Annotated in this window: 15 protein-coding genes and 2 tRNA genes; 11 read left to right on the forward strand and 6 right to left on the reverse strand. The window is 68.1% G+C overall.

Going from position 1 to position 13445, the window contains the following annotated elements; all coding sequences use genetic code 11:
• Positions 1-27 precede the first annotated feature (27 nt).
• Both NJ4_RS19975 and NJ4_RS19980 read right to left on the reverse strand, forming a co-directional pair.
• The gene (locus NJ4_RS19975; protein WP_067439503.1) at positions 28-705 is read right to left on the reverse strand and encodes a response regulator; all 678 of its coding nucleotides are present in this window, start codon (positions 703-705) and stop codon (positions 28-30) included.
• Between the two features lie 11 nt (positions 706-716).
• Positions 717-2330: a sensor histidine kinase gene (locus NJ4_RS19980; RefSeq protein WP_067439396.1), complete on the reverse strand. Its 1614-nt coding sequence runs from the start codon at positions 2328-2330 to the stop codon at positions 717-719.
• A 96-nt stretch (positions 2331-2426) separates the two neighbouring features.
• On the opposite strand from NJ4_RS19980, the gene NJ4_RS19985 reads away from it, so the two are divergent.
• The 4 genes from NJ4_RS19985 to NJ4_RS20000 are packed head-to-tail and all read left to right on the forward strand — an operon-like array spanning position 2427 to position 5897.
• The gene (locus tag NJ4_RS19985; RefSeq protein ID WP_067439399.1) at positions 2427-3416 is read left to right on the forward strand and encodes a Bug family tripartite tricarboxylate transporter substrate binding protein; all 990 of its coding nucleotides are present in this window, start codon (positions 2427-2429) and stop codon (positions 3414-3416) included.
• The gene (locus NJ4_RS19990; RefSeq protein ID WP_067439402.1) at positions 3413-3925 is read left to right on the forward strand and encodes a tripartite tricarboxylate transporter TctB family protein; all 513 of its coding nucleotides are present in this window, start codon (positions 3413-3415) and stop codon (positions 3923-3925) included. The genes NJ4_RS19985 and NJ4_RS19990 overlap by 4 nt, the downstream gene beginning before the upstream one ends.
• Positions 3925-5502, forward strand: coding sequence for a tripartite tricarboxylate transporter permease (locus tag NJ4_RS19995; RefSeq protein WP_067439405.1), 1578 nt, complete (start codon positions 3925-3927; stop codon positions 5500-5502). Before NJ4_RS19990 ends, NJ4_RS19995 begins: the two co-directional genes overlap by 1 nt.
• Positions 5499-5897 (forward strand): universal stress protein, encoded by a 399-nt coding sequence (locus NJ4_RS20000; RefSeq protein WP_067439408.1) that lies wholly within the window; start codon positions 5499-5501, stop codon positions 5895-5897. The genes NJ4_RS19995 and NJ4_RS20000 overlap by 4 nt, the downstream gene beginning before the upstream one ends.
• A 120-nt stretch (positions 5898-6017) precedes the next feature.
• Here the strand turns inward: NJ4_RS20000 and NJ4_RS20005 are convergent, their stop codons facing one another.
• A complete protein-coding gene (locus NJ4_RS20005; protein ID WP_067439411.1) occupies positions 6018-6503 on the reverse strand; it encodes a MarR family winged helix-turn-helix transcriptional regulator in 486 nt (161 codons plus the stop codon).
• A 91-nt stretch (positions 6504-6594) separates the two neighbouring features.
• Here NJ4_RS20005 and NJ4_RS26985 point away from each other — a divergent pair, with 91 nt between their 5' ends.
• Genes NJ4_RS26985 through NJ4_RS20020 form a run of 3 tightly spaced genes read left to right on the forward strand, consistent with a single transcriptional unit; the run spans position 6595 to position 8890 of the window.
• Positions 6595-7170: an NADPH-dependent F420 reductase gene (locus NJ4_RS26985; protein WP_067439414.1), complete on the forward strand. Its 576-nt coding sequence runs from the start codon at positions 6595-6597 to the stop codon at positions 7168-7170.
• Between the two features lie 53 nt (positions 7171-7223).
• A complete protein-coding gene (locus NJ4_RS20015) occupies positions 7224-7733 on the forward strand; it encodes a VOC family protein (protein WP_067439417.1) in 510 nt (169 codons plus the stop codon).
• The gene (locus NJ4_RS20020) at positions 7730-8890 is read left to right on the forward strand and encodes a luciferase domain-containing protein (protein WP_067439420.1); all 1161 of its coding nucleotides are present in this window, start codon (positions 7730-7732) and stop codon (positions 8888-8890) included. The genes NJ4_RS20015 and NJ4_RS20020 overlap by 4 nt, the downstream gene beginning before the upstream one ends.
• Before the next feature lie 4 nt (positions 8891-8894).
• On the opposite strand, the gene NJ4_RS20025 is transcribed toward NJ4_RS20020, so the two are convergent.
• Positions 8895-9359 (reverse strand): winged helix-turn-helix transcriptional regulator, encoded by a 465-nt coding sequence (locus NJ4_RS20025; RefSeq protein ID WP_082748944.1) that lies wholly within the window; start codon positions 9357-9359, stop codon positions 8895-8897.
• A gap of 100 nt (positions 9360-9459) precedes the next feature.
• On the opposite strand from NJ4_RS20025, the gene NJ4_RS20030 reads away from it, so the two are divergent.
• The 4 genes from NJ4_RS20030 (at position 9460) to NJ4_RS20045 (ending at position 13003) form a co-directional block, all read left to right on the forward strand.
• Positions 9460-9984, forward strand: a complete 525-nt coding sequence (locus NJ4_RS20030) for a PaaI family thioesterase (protein ID WP_067439425.1) — start codon at positions 9460-9462, stop codon at positions 9982-9984.
• Between the two features lie 38 nt (positions 9985-10022).
• Positions 10023-10754, forward strand: coding sequence for an SDR family oxidoreductase (locus NJ4_RS20035; protein ID WP_067439428.1), 732 nt, complete (start codon positions 10023-10025; stop codon positions 10752-10754).
• Positions 10755-10986: 232 nt separating this feature from the next.
• Complete coding sequence (locus NJ4_RS20040; RefSeq protein WP_067439431.1) at positions 10987-11979, forward strand: NADP-dependent oxidoreductase; 993 nt, start codon at positions 10987-10989, stop codon at positions 11977-11979.
• A gap of 163 nt (positions 11980-12142) precedes the next feature.
• The gene (locus NJ4_RS20045) at positions 12143-13003 is read left to right on the forward strand and encodes an alpha/beta fold hydrolase (protein ID WP_067439434.1); all 861 of its coding nucleotides are present in this window, start codon (positions 12143-12145) and stop codon (positions 13001-13003) included.
• Positions 13004-13212: 209 nt separating this feature from the next.
• Here the strand turns inward: NJ4_RS20045 and NJ4_RS20050 are convergent.
• Together NJ4_RS20050 and NJ4_RS20055 are read right to left on the reverse strand one after the other, a co-directional pair.
• Positions 13213-13285: transfer RNA gene (locus NJ4_RS20050), tRNA-Glu, on the reverse strand.
• 80 nt (positions 13286-13365) lie between these two features.
• Positions 13366-13437 (reverse strand) — tRNA-Gln (locus NJ4_RS20055).
• Positions 13438-13445: the final 8 nt, after the last annotated feature.

The following is a 13445-nucleotide window of genomic DNA, read 5'->3' on the forward strand; positions in this document are numbered from 1 at the left end:
GACGGGTCGATCCGAACTCACGACGGGTCAGCGGGGGCGGTAGCGACGTTCGGGGCGGCCGGCGCCGCCGTACTTCAGCCGCACCTCGAGCTGCCCGGTGGTCACGTAGTGCTCGAGGTAGCGCCGAGCCGAGACTCGGGAGATGCCGACCGCCTCGGAGCACTCGGCGGCCGACAGCTCGCCGAGCTCGGCCAGCGCGGTGAGCACGGCGTCGGCGGTCTCCGCGCTCAACCCCTTCGGCAGGGCGGCCGGTCGGGGCCCGGCAACCGGGGCGAAGACCGCGTCGATGTCATCCTGGCCGGCTGCCTCCCCCGTGGACAGAGCCCGATGGCTGGCACGGAAGGCCTCCAGGCGCACCCGCAGGTCGTCGTACGCGAACGGCTTCACCAGATAGTGCGCGGCGCCGTTCGCGGCGGCCGCACGCACGGTGTCGGCCTCCCGCGCGGCGGTCACCATCACCACACCGACGTCGTTGCCGCCGCCGCGCAGGGTGCGCAGCACGTCGATGCCGGTCATGTCGGGCAGGTGCACGTCGAGCAGCACCAGCTCGGGGGCGAGGCGCTCGATCTCGGCCAGCGCTGAGGCACCGGTCGCGGCGACCCCGACCACCCGGAAGCCCTCGGTGCGCTCGACGAACTTCGTGTGGATCGAGGCGACCATGAAGTCGTCGTCGACGATCAGCACCGTCACGTCGTGCTCACTCATGCCGGCCTCCATCACGCCCTGGCTTCCATCGGCAGGCGCGCGGTGAAGACGGCGCCCGCGTCATTGTGCACCGAGACGACCCCGCCGCGCCGTTCGCAGACCACTTGAACGAGGGCGAGTCCGACACCTCGCCCGCTCGCGTCACTGGGCTTGGTGGAGTAGCCGCGCCGGAAGATCTCGGTTGTGTCGGTGACACCCGGTCCGGTGTCGGCCACCTGCACGAGCACCACCGCGTCGTCGAGCACAAGTTGTACGTCGATGCGCTGGCCACCCGCCGCCACGGTCGCGTCGATGGCGTTGTCGACGAGGTTGCCCAGCACCGTGCCGACGTCGGTGGAGAGGTCGGGGTCGAGACGCGGCAGCACCGAGCGTTCGGCCAACCCGATCGACACCCCGCGTTCGGCAGCCAGGCTGACCTTCGCGATCAACAGCGCGGCGACGGCCGGGTCGTCGACCCGCTTGGTCACGAACTCGGTGATCTCCGCCCGCTTGCGGGTCAGGTTGCCGATCAGCGCCGACACCTCGGCGTACTCCTCGAGCTGGACCAGCCCGGAGATGGTGTGCAGCTGGTTGTTGAACTCGTGGGTCTGCGCCCGCAGGGTCTCGGTGATCGACTCGCGAGCGCTCAGCTCGCTCTGCATCGCCAGCAGCTCGGTACGGTCGCGCAGAGTGGTCACCGTTCCGACCTGACGGCCGGCGTCGAGCACCCGGCTGCGGTTGAGCACGATCACCCGCCCGGCCACGACCAGCACCTGGTCGTGGACCTCGTCGGTGGCCATCAGCGCGTCACGGACGTGCTCCTCGAGCGGGAGCGCGGCGAGGCGGACGCCTTCCTCGACCCGGTCGAGTCCGAGCAGCTCGCGCGCGCTGTCACTGAGCACCGTCACGGTCCCGTCCATTGACACGGCGACCACGCCCTCACGGATCGCGTGCAGCACGGCCTCGCGCTGGTCGGCCAGAGCCGCGATCTCGACCGGCTCCAGGCCACGGGTGCGCCGCTTGATCAGGCGGGAGAGCAGCCAGGCGCCCAGGAGACCGACCGCCAGGCCGATGCCCAGGAACCGTGCCAGGTCGGGCAACCAGCGGTCGACCCGGTCACCCAGCGTCGGGTAGGGCTCGGAGACCATCACAATGCCGACCACGCGCGGCGGCTGGTTCTGCGCCCGTGGTGGCACCAACACGACGGGCACCTGGGCGGCGAACGCCCGCTTCCCGTCGACGGTCACGTCGCCGGTCCACATGCGCATCTCCTGCACGTCGGAGTGGTCGAGGTCGAGCTGGCGTCCGACGTCCTCGGGGTCGACCGCCATCACGATCGTGCCGTCCGCGTCAGCCAGTGCGACGTACGTCGCCCGGTTGCGCGACTGTGTGGTGGCAACGTAGCCGGCCAGCGACTCGAAGATGTCGCCAGTCGTCAGGCTGCTGCGGATCGGCTCCAGGTTGGCCAGCTGCTGTGCCGAGGCACGCAGTGTCGTACCCCGGTCGTCACGGAACTCCGAGTCGCTCTGACGCGTGAGCACGACGGCAGCGAAGGCGAGCACGACCAGCAGCACGATCAGCTGGAGGGCGAGGAACTGGCCGGCCAGGCTGAGCCGGATGCGTCCACGACGGACCGGTGACCACAAGTTCCACAACCTCCTTTGGTTTCGCAAGGGTGACGCCCGCCACATCATTCACCACTATCGGGGTGTCCCATTCTCTCGCCCATCGAAGGAGCTGTGATGTCGTCCCGCTCCACGACAACCCGCTGCGTGGCCGGCCTCGTGCTGGCCATGGTCGGCATGTTCGCCACCGGGTGTGGGGTCACCCGCGGTGAACCCTCCAAGGACATGACCATGCTGATCCCCAATGCCCCGGGCGGCGGCTACGACCAGACCGGTCGGGCCGCGGTCGCCGCGATGGAGGCGCAGGACATCACCGGCGGCACCTTCGAGGTGCACAACATCATCGGCGCCGGTGGCACCGTCGCCTTCTCCCAGCTGATGCGTTCCGACGACGAGCACACGATACTGACCGTCGGTCTCGGCGTCGTCGGGTCGTCGTACTCCTTCGGTCTCGACGAGAAGCTCCAGGACGCCACCCCGCTGGCCCAGCTGATCGAGGACCAGGAGGGCGTGCTCGTGCCGGCGTCGTCGCCGTACAAGACGATCGACGACTTCCTCGAGGACTGGAAGAAGAACCCCGACACCATCGCGGTGGGCGGTGGCTCCTCCCCCGGCGGCCCGGACCACCTCTTCCCGATGCAGCTGGCCAAGGCGGTCGGCATCGAGCCGCGTGAGGTGCGCTACGTCGCGTACGACGGCGGCGGGCCGCTGACCAGCGCGCTGCTCGGCAAGAAGATCAAGGTCGGCTTCTCCGGACTCGGCGAGTTCGAGGGTCAGATCAAGGAGGGCGAGCTGCGGGTCCTGGCCGTCTCCGGCGAGAAGCGGCTCGAGGGCGACCTGTTCAGCAAGTTCCCCACGCTGAAGGAGTCGGGCGTGGACCTGGTCTTCACCAACTGGCGCGGAGTCCTGGCCCCACCGGGCATCTCGGAGAAGCGACGTGACGAGCTGATCGCCTACCTCGAGGAGATGCACGCCAGCCCCGAGTGGCAGGAGTCGCTCAAGAACAACAAATGGATCGACGAGTTCAAGACCGGGGACGAGTTCGAGGCCTTCCTCGAGGAGCAGAGCACCCGGGTCGATGACACCATGAAGGAGTTGGGACTGTGAGCACGCAGACAGTCGTCCCCGAGACACCGAAGAGCCAGGACAAAGCGCAGTACGGCGTCGCCGCCCTGCTCTTCGCGATCGGCGCCTACACGCTCTACGACGCGACCACGCTGACCGTCGGCTTCGCCGACCCGGTCGGACCGAAGATGTTCCCCTACGCCATCGGCAGCGTGATGGTGGTGCTCTCGGTGCTCCTGGTGATCGCCACCGCGCGGGGCGACAAGCCCGAGGCCGAGGGCGGTGAGGACGTCGACCTGACGCACCCGGCCGACTGGCTCACGGTGGCCAAGCTGATCGGCGTCCTGTTGATCACCATCGCCACGGTCAACTGGCTCAGCTGGGCGATCACTGGTGCTTTCCTCTTCGCCGGCGCTGCCTGGTCGCTCGGGAGCCGCACCCTGATTCGCGACATCCTGGTCGGGTTCGTGATGTCGGTCGGCAGCTGGTACGGCTTCTACGTCGGGCTGGGCATTCCGCTCACCCCCGGCATCCTGGACGGGATCCTCTGATGGACAGCCTCGGACTGCTCGCGGACGGCCTCGGCGCCGCCCTCACCCCTGAGAACCTCATGTACGCCGCGATCGGCGTTCTGCTCGGCACCTTCGTCGGGGTCCTGCCCGGCATCGGCCCGGCGATGGCAGTAGCCCTGCTGTTGCCCGTCACGTTCGGTCTCGAGCCCACCCAGGCGTTCATCATGTTCGCCGGCATCTACTACGGCGGCATGTACGGCGGGTCGACGACCTCGATCCTGCTGAACACACCGGGTGAGTCGTCATCGGTGATGACCGCGATCGAGGGCAACAAGATGGCCAAGAAGGGCCGGGCCGCGCAGGCCTTGGCCACGGCCGCCATCGGCTCGTTCATCGCCGGCACCATCGGCACCCTGTTGGTGGTCTTCTTCGCACCGATCCTGGCCGACGTCGCCGTCACCATCGGCGCCCCGTCGTTCTTCGCGATCATCGTCTTCGCGATGGTGCTGGTGACCAGCCTGCTCGGCGACTCCCGGCTGCGCGGCTTCATCTCACTGTTCCTCGGACTCACCTTCGGCCTGGTCGGCATGGACCTCAACACCGGCCAGCCACGCCTCGCCTTCGGACGCCCCGAGCTCGGCAACCCGCTCGACATCGTGATCGTCGCAGTCGGCATCTTCGCCCTCGGCGAGGCCCTCTGGGTCGCGGCGCACCTGCGCCGCAAGCCGCTGGAGATCATCCCCGTCGGCCAGCCCTGGATGGGCAAGGACGACTGGGGTCGCTCCTGGAAGCCGTGGCTGCGCGGCACCGCGATCGGGTTCCCGTTCGGCGCCATCCCCGCCGGCGGCGCCGAGACGCCGACCTTCCTCTCCTACATCCTCGAGCGGAAGCTGGCGAAGAAGACGGACGAGTTCGGACAGGGCGCCATCGAAGGTGTCGCCGGCCCCGAGGCGGCCAACAACGCCTCCGCGGCGGGCACGTTCGTCCCGCTGCTGGCGATGGGCATCCCGGTCACGGCCACCTCGGCGGTGATGCTGGCCGCGCTGACGTCCTACGGCATCCAGCCAGGGCCTCAGCTGATGACCGACCAGTCCGACCTGGTCTGGACGCTGCTGGCCAGCCTGCTGATCGGCAACGCGTTGCTGCTGGTGCTGAACCTGCCGCTGGCGCCGTTGTGGGCCAAGCTGCTGGCGATCCCCCGCCCGTACCTCTACTCCGGGATCCTGTTCTTCGCCTCGCTCGGTGCGTACGCCGCCAGCCAGCGCGCGTTCGACATCTTCCTGCTGCTGGTCTTCGGACTCGTCGGCTTCATGATGCGACGCTTCGCGTTGCCGGTGCTGCCGCTGATCATCGGCGTCATCCTCGGCCCACTGATGGAGACCCGTTTCCGCGAGGCCCTCGCGATCTCCGGTGGCGACCTCGACGCACTGTGGAGCGAGAACCTGGCGATCGTGCTCTACGTTCTCGCCGTCCTGGTGATCGTCGTACCGATGCTGATGAAGCGCCTGCGCCCGTCCTCGGGTGACGACGTTCCAGGTGGACCGGGTGGCACCTCTGACGACGGATCCGACGCAGTGGAGACAACCGACGACGAGAAGGAGCTGGTGCAGCGATGAGCGCGACGATCGTGGTCGGGTGGACGCCCGACGAGTACGGCGCAGTGGCGGTGGACCGGGCCCTTGACGAGGCCAGGCTGCGCAACGCGAGCTTGGTGCTGGTCAACGGAAGCCGGGGCGACGCCTATGTCGACGACCACTTCGCCACCGGCAAGCAGCTCGCCGAGCTGGAGAGGCGGCTGGCCGGATCCGGGGTGGCCCACGAGGTGCGCCAGACGGTCGGCACCGATGTCGCCGAGGCGGTCCTGGCCGTCGTCGAGGAGAGCAGGGCCGACCTGGTCGTGCTCGGGATCAAGCGGCGCAGCCCGGTGGGCAAGCTGTTGATGGGCAGTGTCGCGCAGAAGGTGCTGCTCGGCGCCGAGTGCGCCGTACTCACGGTGAAGCCGCCGCGCTGAGCCGTCGCCCGTGAACCGTCGGCGACCCGGACCGTGCTCCTGCACGATCCGGGTCGCCGTTTGACGTCTCGTGTGTCACAGCTCGACACCCGCACGATCGCGGTCGTTCCGGCCGCAGGTTCAAGGCCTCTCGTAGACGGCGGTCAGCAGACCATTCGGATCGAGTCGTTCCAGGAGCGCCGCCGCGATGTCGTGCAGCTGGCTCACCTGATCTCGGGTCAGCGCATCGATGACATGACGGCGGACGTTGTCGACGTGCCCGGGTGCGGCCGCCTCGATGGCCGCCAGACCCTTGCCCGTCAGCCGCGCGTTCGTCGCCCGTCGGTCATCGGGACACGGCGAGCGTTCCACCACTCCCCGCTCCTCGAGCCGGCGTACGACGTGCGACAGCCGCGGCAGCGTCGCATTGGTCTGCTGCGCCAACTCCGTCATCCGCAGCGTCCGCTCCGGAGCCTCCGAGAGCATCGCCAGCACGTAGTACTCGAAGTGCGTGAGCCCGGAATCACGGCGCAGTTGCGCGTCGAGTACGCCGGGCAGCAGTTCGACCACCGCGACAAGACCCACCCAGGCGCCGAGCTCGTCCTTGTCCAACCACTGTGTGTCCACGGTCACAATCTCCTGAATTAGTTGAAGGAACAACTAAACGCCTGTACGTTGTTACTTGTATCAACAACCAAACTACCTCAGGGAGCGCGTCATGTCGCACATCTCCATCATCGGTACCGGCAACATGGGACAGGCCATCGCTGGCGTCTTCGGCAAGGGCGGCCACACCGTCGAGCTGGTCGGCGAGAACGACCAGGCAACCGCGGTCAGTGGCGACATCGTCGTCCTCGCGGTCCCCTACCCGGCCCTCCCCGCTGTTCTCACCGAGCGCGGCGCCAGCCTCGCGGGCAAGATCGTCGTCGACATCACCAACCCGCTGAACTTCGAGACCTTCGACTCCCTGGTCGTCGGCTCCGACAGCTCCGCCACCGCCGAGCTCGCTGCCAAGCTTCCCGAGTCGCACGTCCTCAAGGCCTTCAACACCACCTTCGCGGGCACCCTCGTCGCCGGCACCGTCGGCCCGAACACCACCACGGTGCTCGTCGCCGGCGACAACGCCGAGGCGAAGTCGACTCTGGTCGGCGCCATCACTGCAGGCGGCCTGAACGCGATCGACGCCGGCTCGCTGAAGCGGGCCCGTGAACTCGAGGCGGTCGGCTTCCTCCAGCTCACCCTGGCCGCCAACGAGAAGGTCTCCTGGACCGGCGGTTTCGGCGTCGTCGCCTGATCCCCGTCCACAACACGAGCCAGAACAAGAGCCAGAACAAGAAGGAGCGCACCATGACCGTCAATGCCGTCCGCCTCAACCACGCCGTCCTGTTCGTGGCCGATCTCGAACGCAGCATCACGTTCTACCAACAGGCCTTCGGCATGGAGGTCATGGCGCGCGAACCCCGTGCCAACGCAGCCTTCCTCCGCCTCCCCCTGTCCGGGAACCACCACGACCTCGGCCTGTTCGGCGTAGGAGCCCAGCCGTCTCGCCCGAGTGGGTCACTCGGCCTCTATCACCTGGCTTGGCAGGTCGACACCATCGAAGAACTCGAGGAGGCCCGCCTCACCTTGGCGAACCTCGACGCCTTCACCGGCGAGTCCAGCCACGGTGCGACCAAGAGCATCTACGCGAAGGACCCCGACGGCAACGAGTTCGAGGTGATGTGGATGCTCCCGAAGGCCGAGTGGGGCGCCTATGAGACCGCGGCTCCCGTCGACCGGCTCGACCTGCCCGGCGAAGTACGCCGCTGGGCCGGAGTCCGCACCGCCGCCGAACTCGTTCCAGTGGTGGCGTCATGAGTGCCTTCGCGCCAGCCGTCGTCACGACGTACGGCAACCCGGACCCGTCCGCACCCCTCGTCGTGCTCCTGCACGGACGCGGCTCCCACGAGCAGGACATCATCGGCCTGGCCGCGCACCTGCCCACCGGTCCGGCCTACGCCGCCGTGCGAGCGCCGATCGCCGAGGGCGGTGGCTTCGCGTGGTTCGCCAACCGGGGAATCGGTCGCCCGGTTGCTGAGTCGTTGCGTGAGACGATGGGCTGGTTCCGTGGCTGGCTCGACGAGGTCGCCCCGGCCGGACGTCCGGTCATCCTGGTCGGCTTCAGCGGTGGTGCGGCCTTCGCCGGCGGACTCGTGCTGGACGACCCGTCCCGGTACGCCGGTGCCGCCATCCTCTACGGCACGATGCCGTTCGACGCAGGCCTTCCGGTCGAGGCCGGACGACTGGCCAATCTTCCGGTCTTCGTCGCACAGGGCGACGGCGACCACGTCATTCCGCGCGAGCTCCTCGACCGGACCTGGACCTACCTGCTGTCCGAGTCCGGGGCGCCCACGGTCGCCCAGCGTCAGCCCGGAGGTCACCAGCTGACCGCCGGCACCGTCCAGGAGATGGGCGCCTGGATCGCGCACCGGCTCAACCACGTCAGCCAACAGGCAGCGATTCCGGCTGGGCCTCGTGCCGATGTTGCCTGGGCGACGCTGCCTGCGGGCCTTCCCGAGAGGAACGGCACACGGCCCGCCGTGAGCTGGACCATCCCGCAACAACAGGAGTCCCAGAACGCCCCGGTCGAGCTCCAGGAACGGCTCTTCGACGCGATATCGCGACTGTCCGGTGTGGCTGGTGGTCCATCCCACATCTCCGTTCCGGGCGCGCGAGCCTTCACCCTCGCCGAGGGCACGGCAGACCCCGCGGCGTTCCTGGTCCCCGAGTTCGGGGAGTTCGCCCACCTGCACCCGTCGTACGACGGGTCCCTGCATCTCGTGCTGCCCTCCGACCTCGCCGCCGACGTGACGACCAAGGGTTGGGGGCGCCCCCACATGTGGGCCGGCACCCGCCTGTCCCCCGGATTCATGCTCGTCCACGGCCCCCGGGACGACGAGGAACTGGCAACGGTCCTCGGCATCGTCGCCGCCAGTCACGCCTACGCCGCGGGAGCCGTGCCGGCAACCCGTTGACGCGTCAGGACCGGCGCAGCACGATGTCGACCCGCGTCGTGACTGGGTCGATGCGCGTGATCTCGCCGCGGCCAACGACCTGGCCACAGGCCTTGCAGGCCACCACCGCGTGGTATTCCTCGCCGCAGGTGTGCTCGAACCTCATCGGGGGGCCTGACTCACCCGCCAGGTGGCGGTCACCGAACTCACGCATCGTGGCGACGATCGGCCCGAGTGAGAGCCCGAGGTCGGTGAGGTGGTACTCGAATCGCGGGGGCCGCTCTTCGTACTGCACGCGAGTGACCAGTCCTTCGGCCTCCAGGCTGCGCAGTCGCGTGGTGAGGATGTCTCGCGGCGCGCCCGTGTGGCGGACGATCTCGTCGAAACGGTGCTTGCCCAGCAGCATTTCGCGTACGGCGAGCAGCGTCCACTTCGCACCCACGACCTCGAGCGTGCGTGCGACCGAACAGGGCCGAGGCTGGGTTGTCATGTCGCCCAGCATAGGTGAGTTGGACTTCACAACCAAATGAGTTGGAGAATCCAACTCACTGGGCATATGGTCGCTGCACCGTCCCACTCGAAGGATCCACATGACTGCCGCACACGCCTCCGCGTCATCCGCCACGACCCGCGAACGCGCCTACACATGGGCGGACCCCGCGGTGCTGGCCGCTGCCGCCCAGCGAATGGACGGGCTCGACTTCTTTGCCCAGTTGGGCAACGGGGACTTCCCACCGCCGCCGATCAACGCAACCACGGGCATCGCACTGGTCGAGGTCAGCGACGGGCGCGCCGTGTTCGAGCTGGAGCCGGCCGAGTGGCACTACAACCCGATCGGCTCGGTGCACGGTGGCATCCTGGCGACCCTCGCCGACTCGGCGCTGGGATGTGCGGTGCACACCAAGCTCTCCGCAGGGACGGCGTACACCTCACTCGATCTGACCATCAAGTTCACCCGGGCCGCCACCCTCGACAGCGGGCGCCTGACCTGCGAAGGACGCGTGGTGTCGATCGGGCGGCGCACGGCCACGGCCGAGGCAGAGATCACTGACAAGACCGGTCGGGTGATCGGGCACGCCATTGCCACCTGCCTGATCATGCCGATTCCGTCCTGACCATCATCTTTCACTCGTCCCCAAGGAGCCCTCATCTCATGACCGATTCCGCCATCGCCACACCGTTCGACGTCGTCCTCGTCACCGGAGCCAACGGAGGGCTGGGCACGCACTTCGTCGAGCAGGCCCTCGAGCGTGGCGCCAAGACCGTCTACGCCACCGCCCGCAAGCCCCGCGAGTGGGACGACCCGCGCGTGGTCCCCCTGGCACTGGACGTCACGGACCCGACGTCCGTGACCGCAGCGGCCGCAGCCGCCGCCGACGTGACGCTGGTGGTCAACAACGCCGGGGGCTCGAACGGGTCGACCGTCCTCAACGACAACTCCGACCTGCGCGACCTCTTCGAGGTCAACTTCTTCGGACCGCTCGCCGTGGCCGGTGCCTTCGCTCCGGTCCTCGGCGCAAACGGCGGCGGGGCGCTGCTCAACGTGCTGTCCGTGCTGTCCTGGATAGGAATCGGCGACGGCTACAGCGCCACCAAGGCCGCGCTGTGGTCGGCCACCAACACCCAGCGGGTCGCCCTCGCCGACCAAGGCACCCTGGTGACCTCGCTCCATCTCGGTTACACCGACACCCCCATGACGGCAGGGCTCGACGTTCCCAAGAACGACCCCGCCGTCATCGTGCGCAAGGCGTACGACGGAATCGCCGCCGGTGAGTTCGAAGTGCTCGCCGACGACCTCTCTGTGCAGGTGAAGGCCGGCCTGGCCGCGCCGATCGAGGCGCTCTACCCGCAACTGGCCCGCCCGGCGTCACCGCAGGCGTCGTGACACCCAAGGACGCAGACCATGTCCGCCGGGACGCTCTTCCTCGACCCCACCTACATGGGCATGGAGACCAGGAGGGTGTAGAGCCCGATTGCGCGCTCGTCGGCGTCGATCAACTCGCCCGCGCGGTGAGCGACCCCGCACTGTCCGACCAGATCCTTGCCTCGGCCTATCGCAACGCGATGCGCGTCGTCGGCGGCCCCACGACCACCCCGACACCCCACCAGGAGACCAAGTGAAAGCCTTCGTCGTCCACCACTACGGCCCCGACGGCCTCCAGCCGGCCGACGTACCCACCCCAACCGTTGGGCCGCGCGACGTGCTCGTCGACATCAGGGCAGCAAGCATCAACCCGCTCGACAAGATGGTGCGCGACGGGGAGTTCAAGCAGCTCCTCAAGTACAAGCCACCCTTCGTGCTCGGGCACGACGTCGCCGGCGTCATCACCGAGGTCGGCCCGCAGGTTCGCGAGTTCAAGGTCGGCGACGAGGTCTACTCCCGGCCACGCGACCTGCTCATCGGCACCTTCGCCGAGGCCATCGCCATCGACGCCGACGACGTGGCCCTGAAGCCGGCCTCGTTGTCGTTCGACGAAGCCGGCGCCGTGCCGCTGGTCGCACTCGCGGCCTGGCAGGCCCTGGTTGACGTGGCTGCAGTGAAGACCGGCCAGAAGGTGCTCGTGCATGCCGGCGCCGGTGGCCTCGGCTCCACCGTCATCCAGGTGGCCAAGCACCTCGGCGCCCACGTCGCCACGACGGCCAGCACCAAGGACGTCGAGAAGGCCCGCTCACTGGGAGCCGACCAGGTCATCGACTACACGTCGCAGGACTTCGCCGACCTGCTGAGTGACTACGACGTCGTGCTGGACTCCCTCGGCGGCGTCAACCTCGAGAAGTCCCTGACCGTGCTCAAGCCGGGCGGCCTGGCGATCAGCGTCGTCGGCCCGCCTGACCCGGCGTTCGCCAAGCAACTCGGCCAACCGCTGCTCGCACCCGTGATGAAGGTGCTGAGCCGCAAGATCCGCAAGCAGGCCAAGAAGCTCGACGTGCGCTACTCGTTCCTCTTCATGAAGGCGAGTGGAGCCCAGCTGAAGACCCTCGCCGCGCTGTACGACAACGGCACCCTGCGGCCAGTCCTGGACCGCTCCTTCCCCTTCGCACAGACCGTGGACGCCATGGCCCATGTCGAGCAGGGCAAGGCCAACGGCAAGATCGTGGTCACCCGGTGACCACAGGCCTCCTTCGAGCTGGCGCATCGACTTCCGAACGCCCGCCTCATGATCTACCCGGACGCGGGGCACGGCGGGGTCTTCCAACACCACGACCGGTTCGTCCCTGAACTGCTCGATTTTCTGCGCTAGGCCCGAGGCCAGCGCGTCCTGAGGAGGACCCATGCACGACAGCAGCAACGAGCCCGTCATCACGTCGTACGCCCTGGCCCCAACCCGCACGATCAGCGCAGGCGGGGTGACCTACGCCTACCGGGAGCTCGGCCCCAAGGGCGGCATCCCCGTCATCTTCTTCGTCCACCTCGCGGCCACCCTGGACAACTGGGACCCCCGCATCGTCGACCCGATCGCTGCGAACCGGCACGTCATCACCTTCGATCAACGTGGCGTGGGCGGGTCCGACGGGAAGGTGCCCGCCACCCTCGAGGAGGCCGCCGACCACGCCCACGAACTCATCAGCGCACTCGGGTTCGACCAGATCGACATCTTCTCGTTCTCGATGGGCGGTTTCATCGCTCAGGACCTGATGGTCAAGCACCCCGACCTGGTCCGCAAACTCGTGCTGACCGGCACCGGACCCCGCGGCGGCAAGGACATCGACAAGGTCGTCGCCACCACGTACTGGGACATCCTCCGCGCGACCGTGACACGTTCGGACCCGAAGGAGTTCCTGTTCTTCAACCGCGACGCGACCGGCAAGCGCGCCGCCAAGGCGTTCATCGAGCGGCTCGAGGAGCGCACCATCGGCCGCGACGAGCCGATCAGCCTCAGAGCCCTCCGTACGCAGCTCAAGGCCATCCAGAAGTACGGGCGCTCGGCTCCCTCGGACCTGTCGACCTTCACCCAGCCGACGCTGATCGCCAACGGCGACCACGACCGCATGGTGCCCTCGCCCCTCTCCGAGGACCTCCACCGCAGGATCAAAGGTTCTGAGCTGATCATCTACCCCCAGTCCGGACACGGCGGGATCTTCCAGTTCCACGACAAGTTCGCGCCCGTCGTGGCCGCCTTCCTCACCGACTGAACGGGACACTCCGGCGCACTTCCGCGGGACGAGGTGGGCGAGGCCGTGGGCCGGGCCCGCGAGGCCGCACGCGAGAGCCGGGTCCGGCTTCACGTCGTTGACCAGGCTGATCCTGCTGTTGCCCCAGTGTTGCCCGGCCCGACTCGGAAGAAAATGACGAAGGGGCCCTGCCCAGCGTTTCCGCTGGGCAGGGCCCCAATTCGTGTTTGTACCCCCGACCGGATTCGAACCGGCGCTACCGCCGTGAGAGGGCGGCGTGCTAGGCCACTACACAACGGGGGCAAACGTGCTGCGACTGCAGCGAGCGAAACCTTAGCGTTTCGCCAGGCCCGGCACCAAATCTGCCTCCTGTGCGGGCTTCGCTGGGATACTAGGACTCGAACCTAGAATAACTGGACCAGAACCAGTCGTGTTGCCAATTACACCATATCCCAATGGTTTT

It is taken from the genome of Nocardioides jensenii JCM 1364 = NBRC 14755 (assembly GCF_001552535.1).
GTDB lineage: Bacteria > Actinomycetota > Actinomycetes > Propionibacteriales > Nocardioidaceae > Nocardioides > Nocardioides jensenii.

Coding starts and splice junctions, on each gene's coding strand:
- NJ4_RS19975 (WP_067439503.1), bottom strand. CDS start 705: ATGAGTGAGCACGACGTGACGGTGCTGATCGTCGACGACGACTTCATG.
- NJ4_RS19985 (WP_067439399.1), top strand. CDS start 2,427: ATGTCGTCCCGCTCCACGACAACCCGCTGCGTGGCCGGCCTCGTGCTG.
- NJ4_RS19995 (WP_067439405.1), top strand. CDS start 3,925: ATGGACAGCCTCGGACTGCTCGCGGACGGCCTCGGCGCCGCCCTCACC.
- NJ4_RS20000 (WP_067439408.1), top strand. CDS start 5,499: ATGAGCGCGACGATCGTGGTCGGGTGGACGCCCGACGAGTACGGCGCA.
- NJ4_RS26985 (WP_067439414.1), top strand. CDS start 6,595: ATGTCGCACATCTCCATCATCGGTACCGGCAACATGGGACAGGCCATC.
- NJ4_RS20015 (WP_067439417.1), top strand. CDS start 7,224: ATGACCGTCAATGCCGTCCGCCTCAACCACGCCGTCCTGTTCGTGGCC.
- NJ4_RS20020 (WP_067439420.1), top strand. CDS start 7,730: ATGAGTGCCTTCGCGCCAGCCGTCGTCACGACGTACGGCAACCCGGAC.
- NJ4_RS20025 (WP_082748944.1), bottom strand. CDS start 9,359: ATGACAACCCAGCCTCGGCCCTGTTCGGTCGCACGCACGCTCGAGGTC.
- NJ4_RS20030 (WP_067439425.1), top strand. CDS start 9,460: ATGACTGCCGCACACGCCTCCGCGTCATCCGCCACGACCCGCGAACGC.
- NJ4_RS20035 (WP_067439428.1), top strand. CDS start 10,023: ATGACCGATTCCGCCATCGCCACACCGTTCGACGTCGTCCTCGTCACC.
- NJ4_RS20045 (WP_067439434.1), top strand. CDS start 12,143: ATGCACGACAGCAGCAACGAGCCCGTCATCACGTCGTACGCCCTGGCC.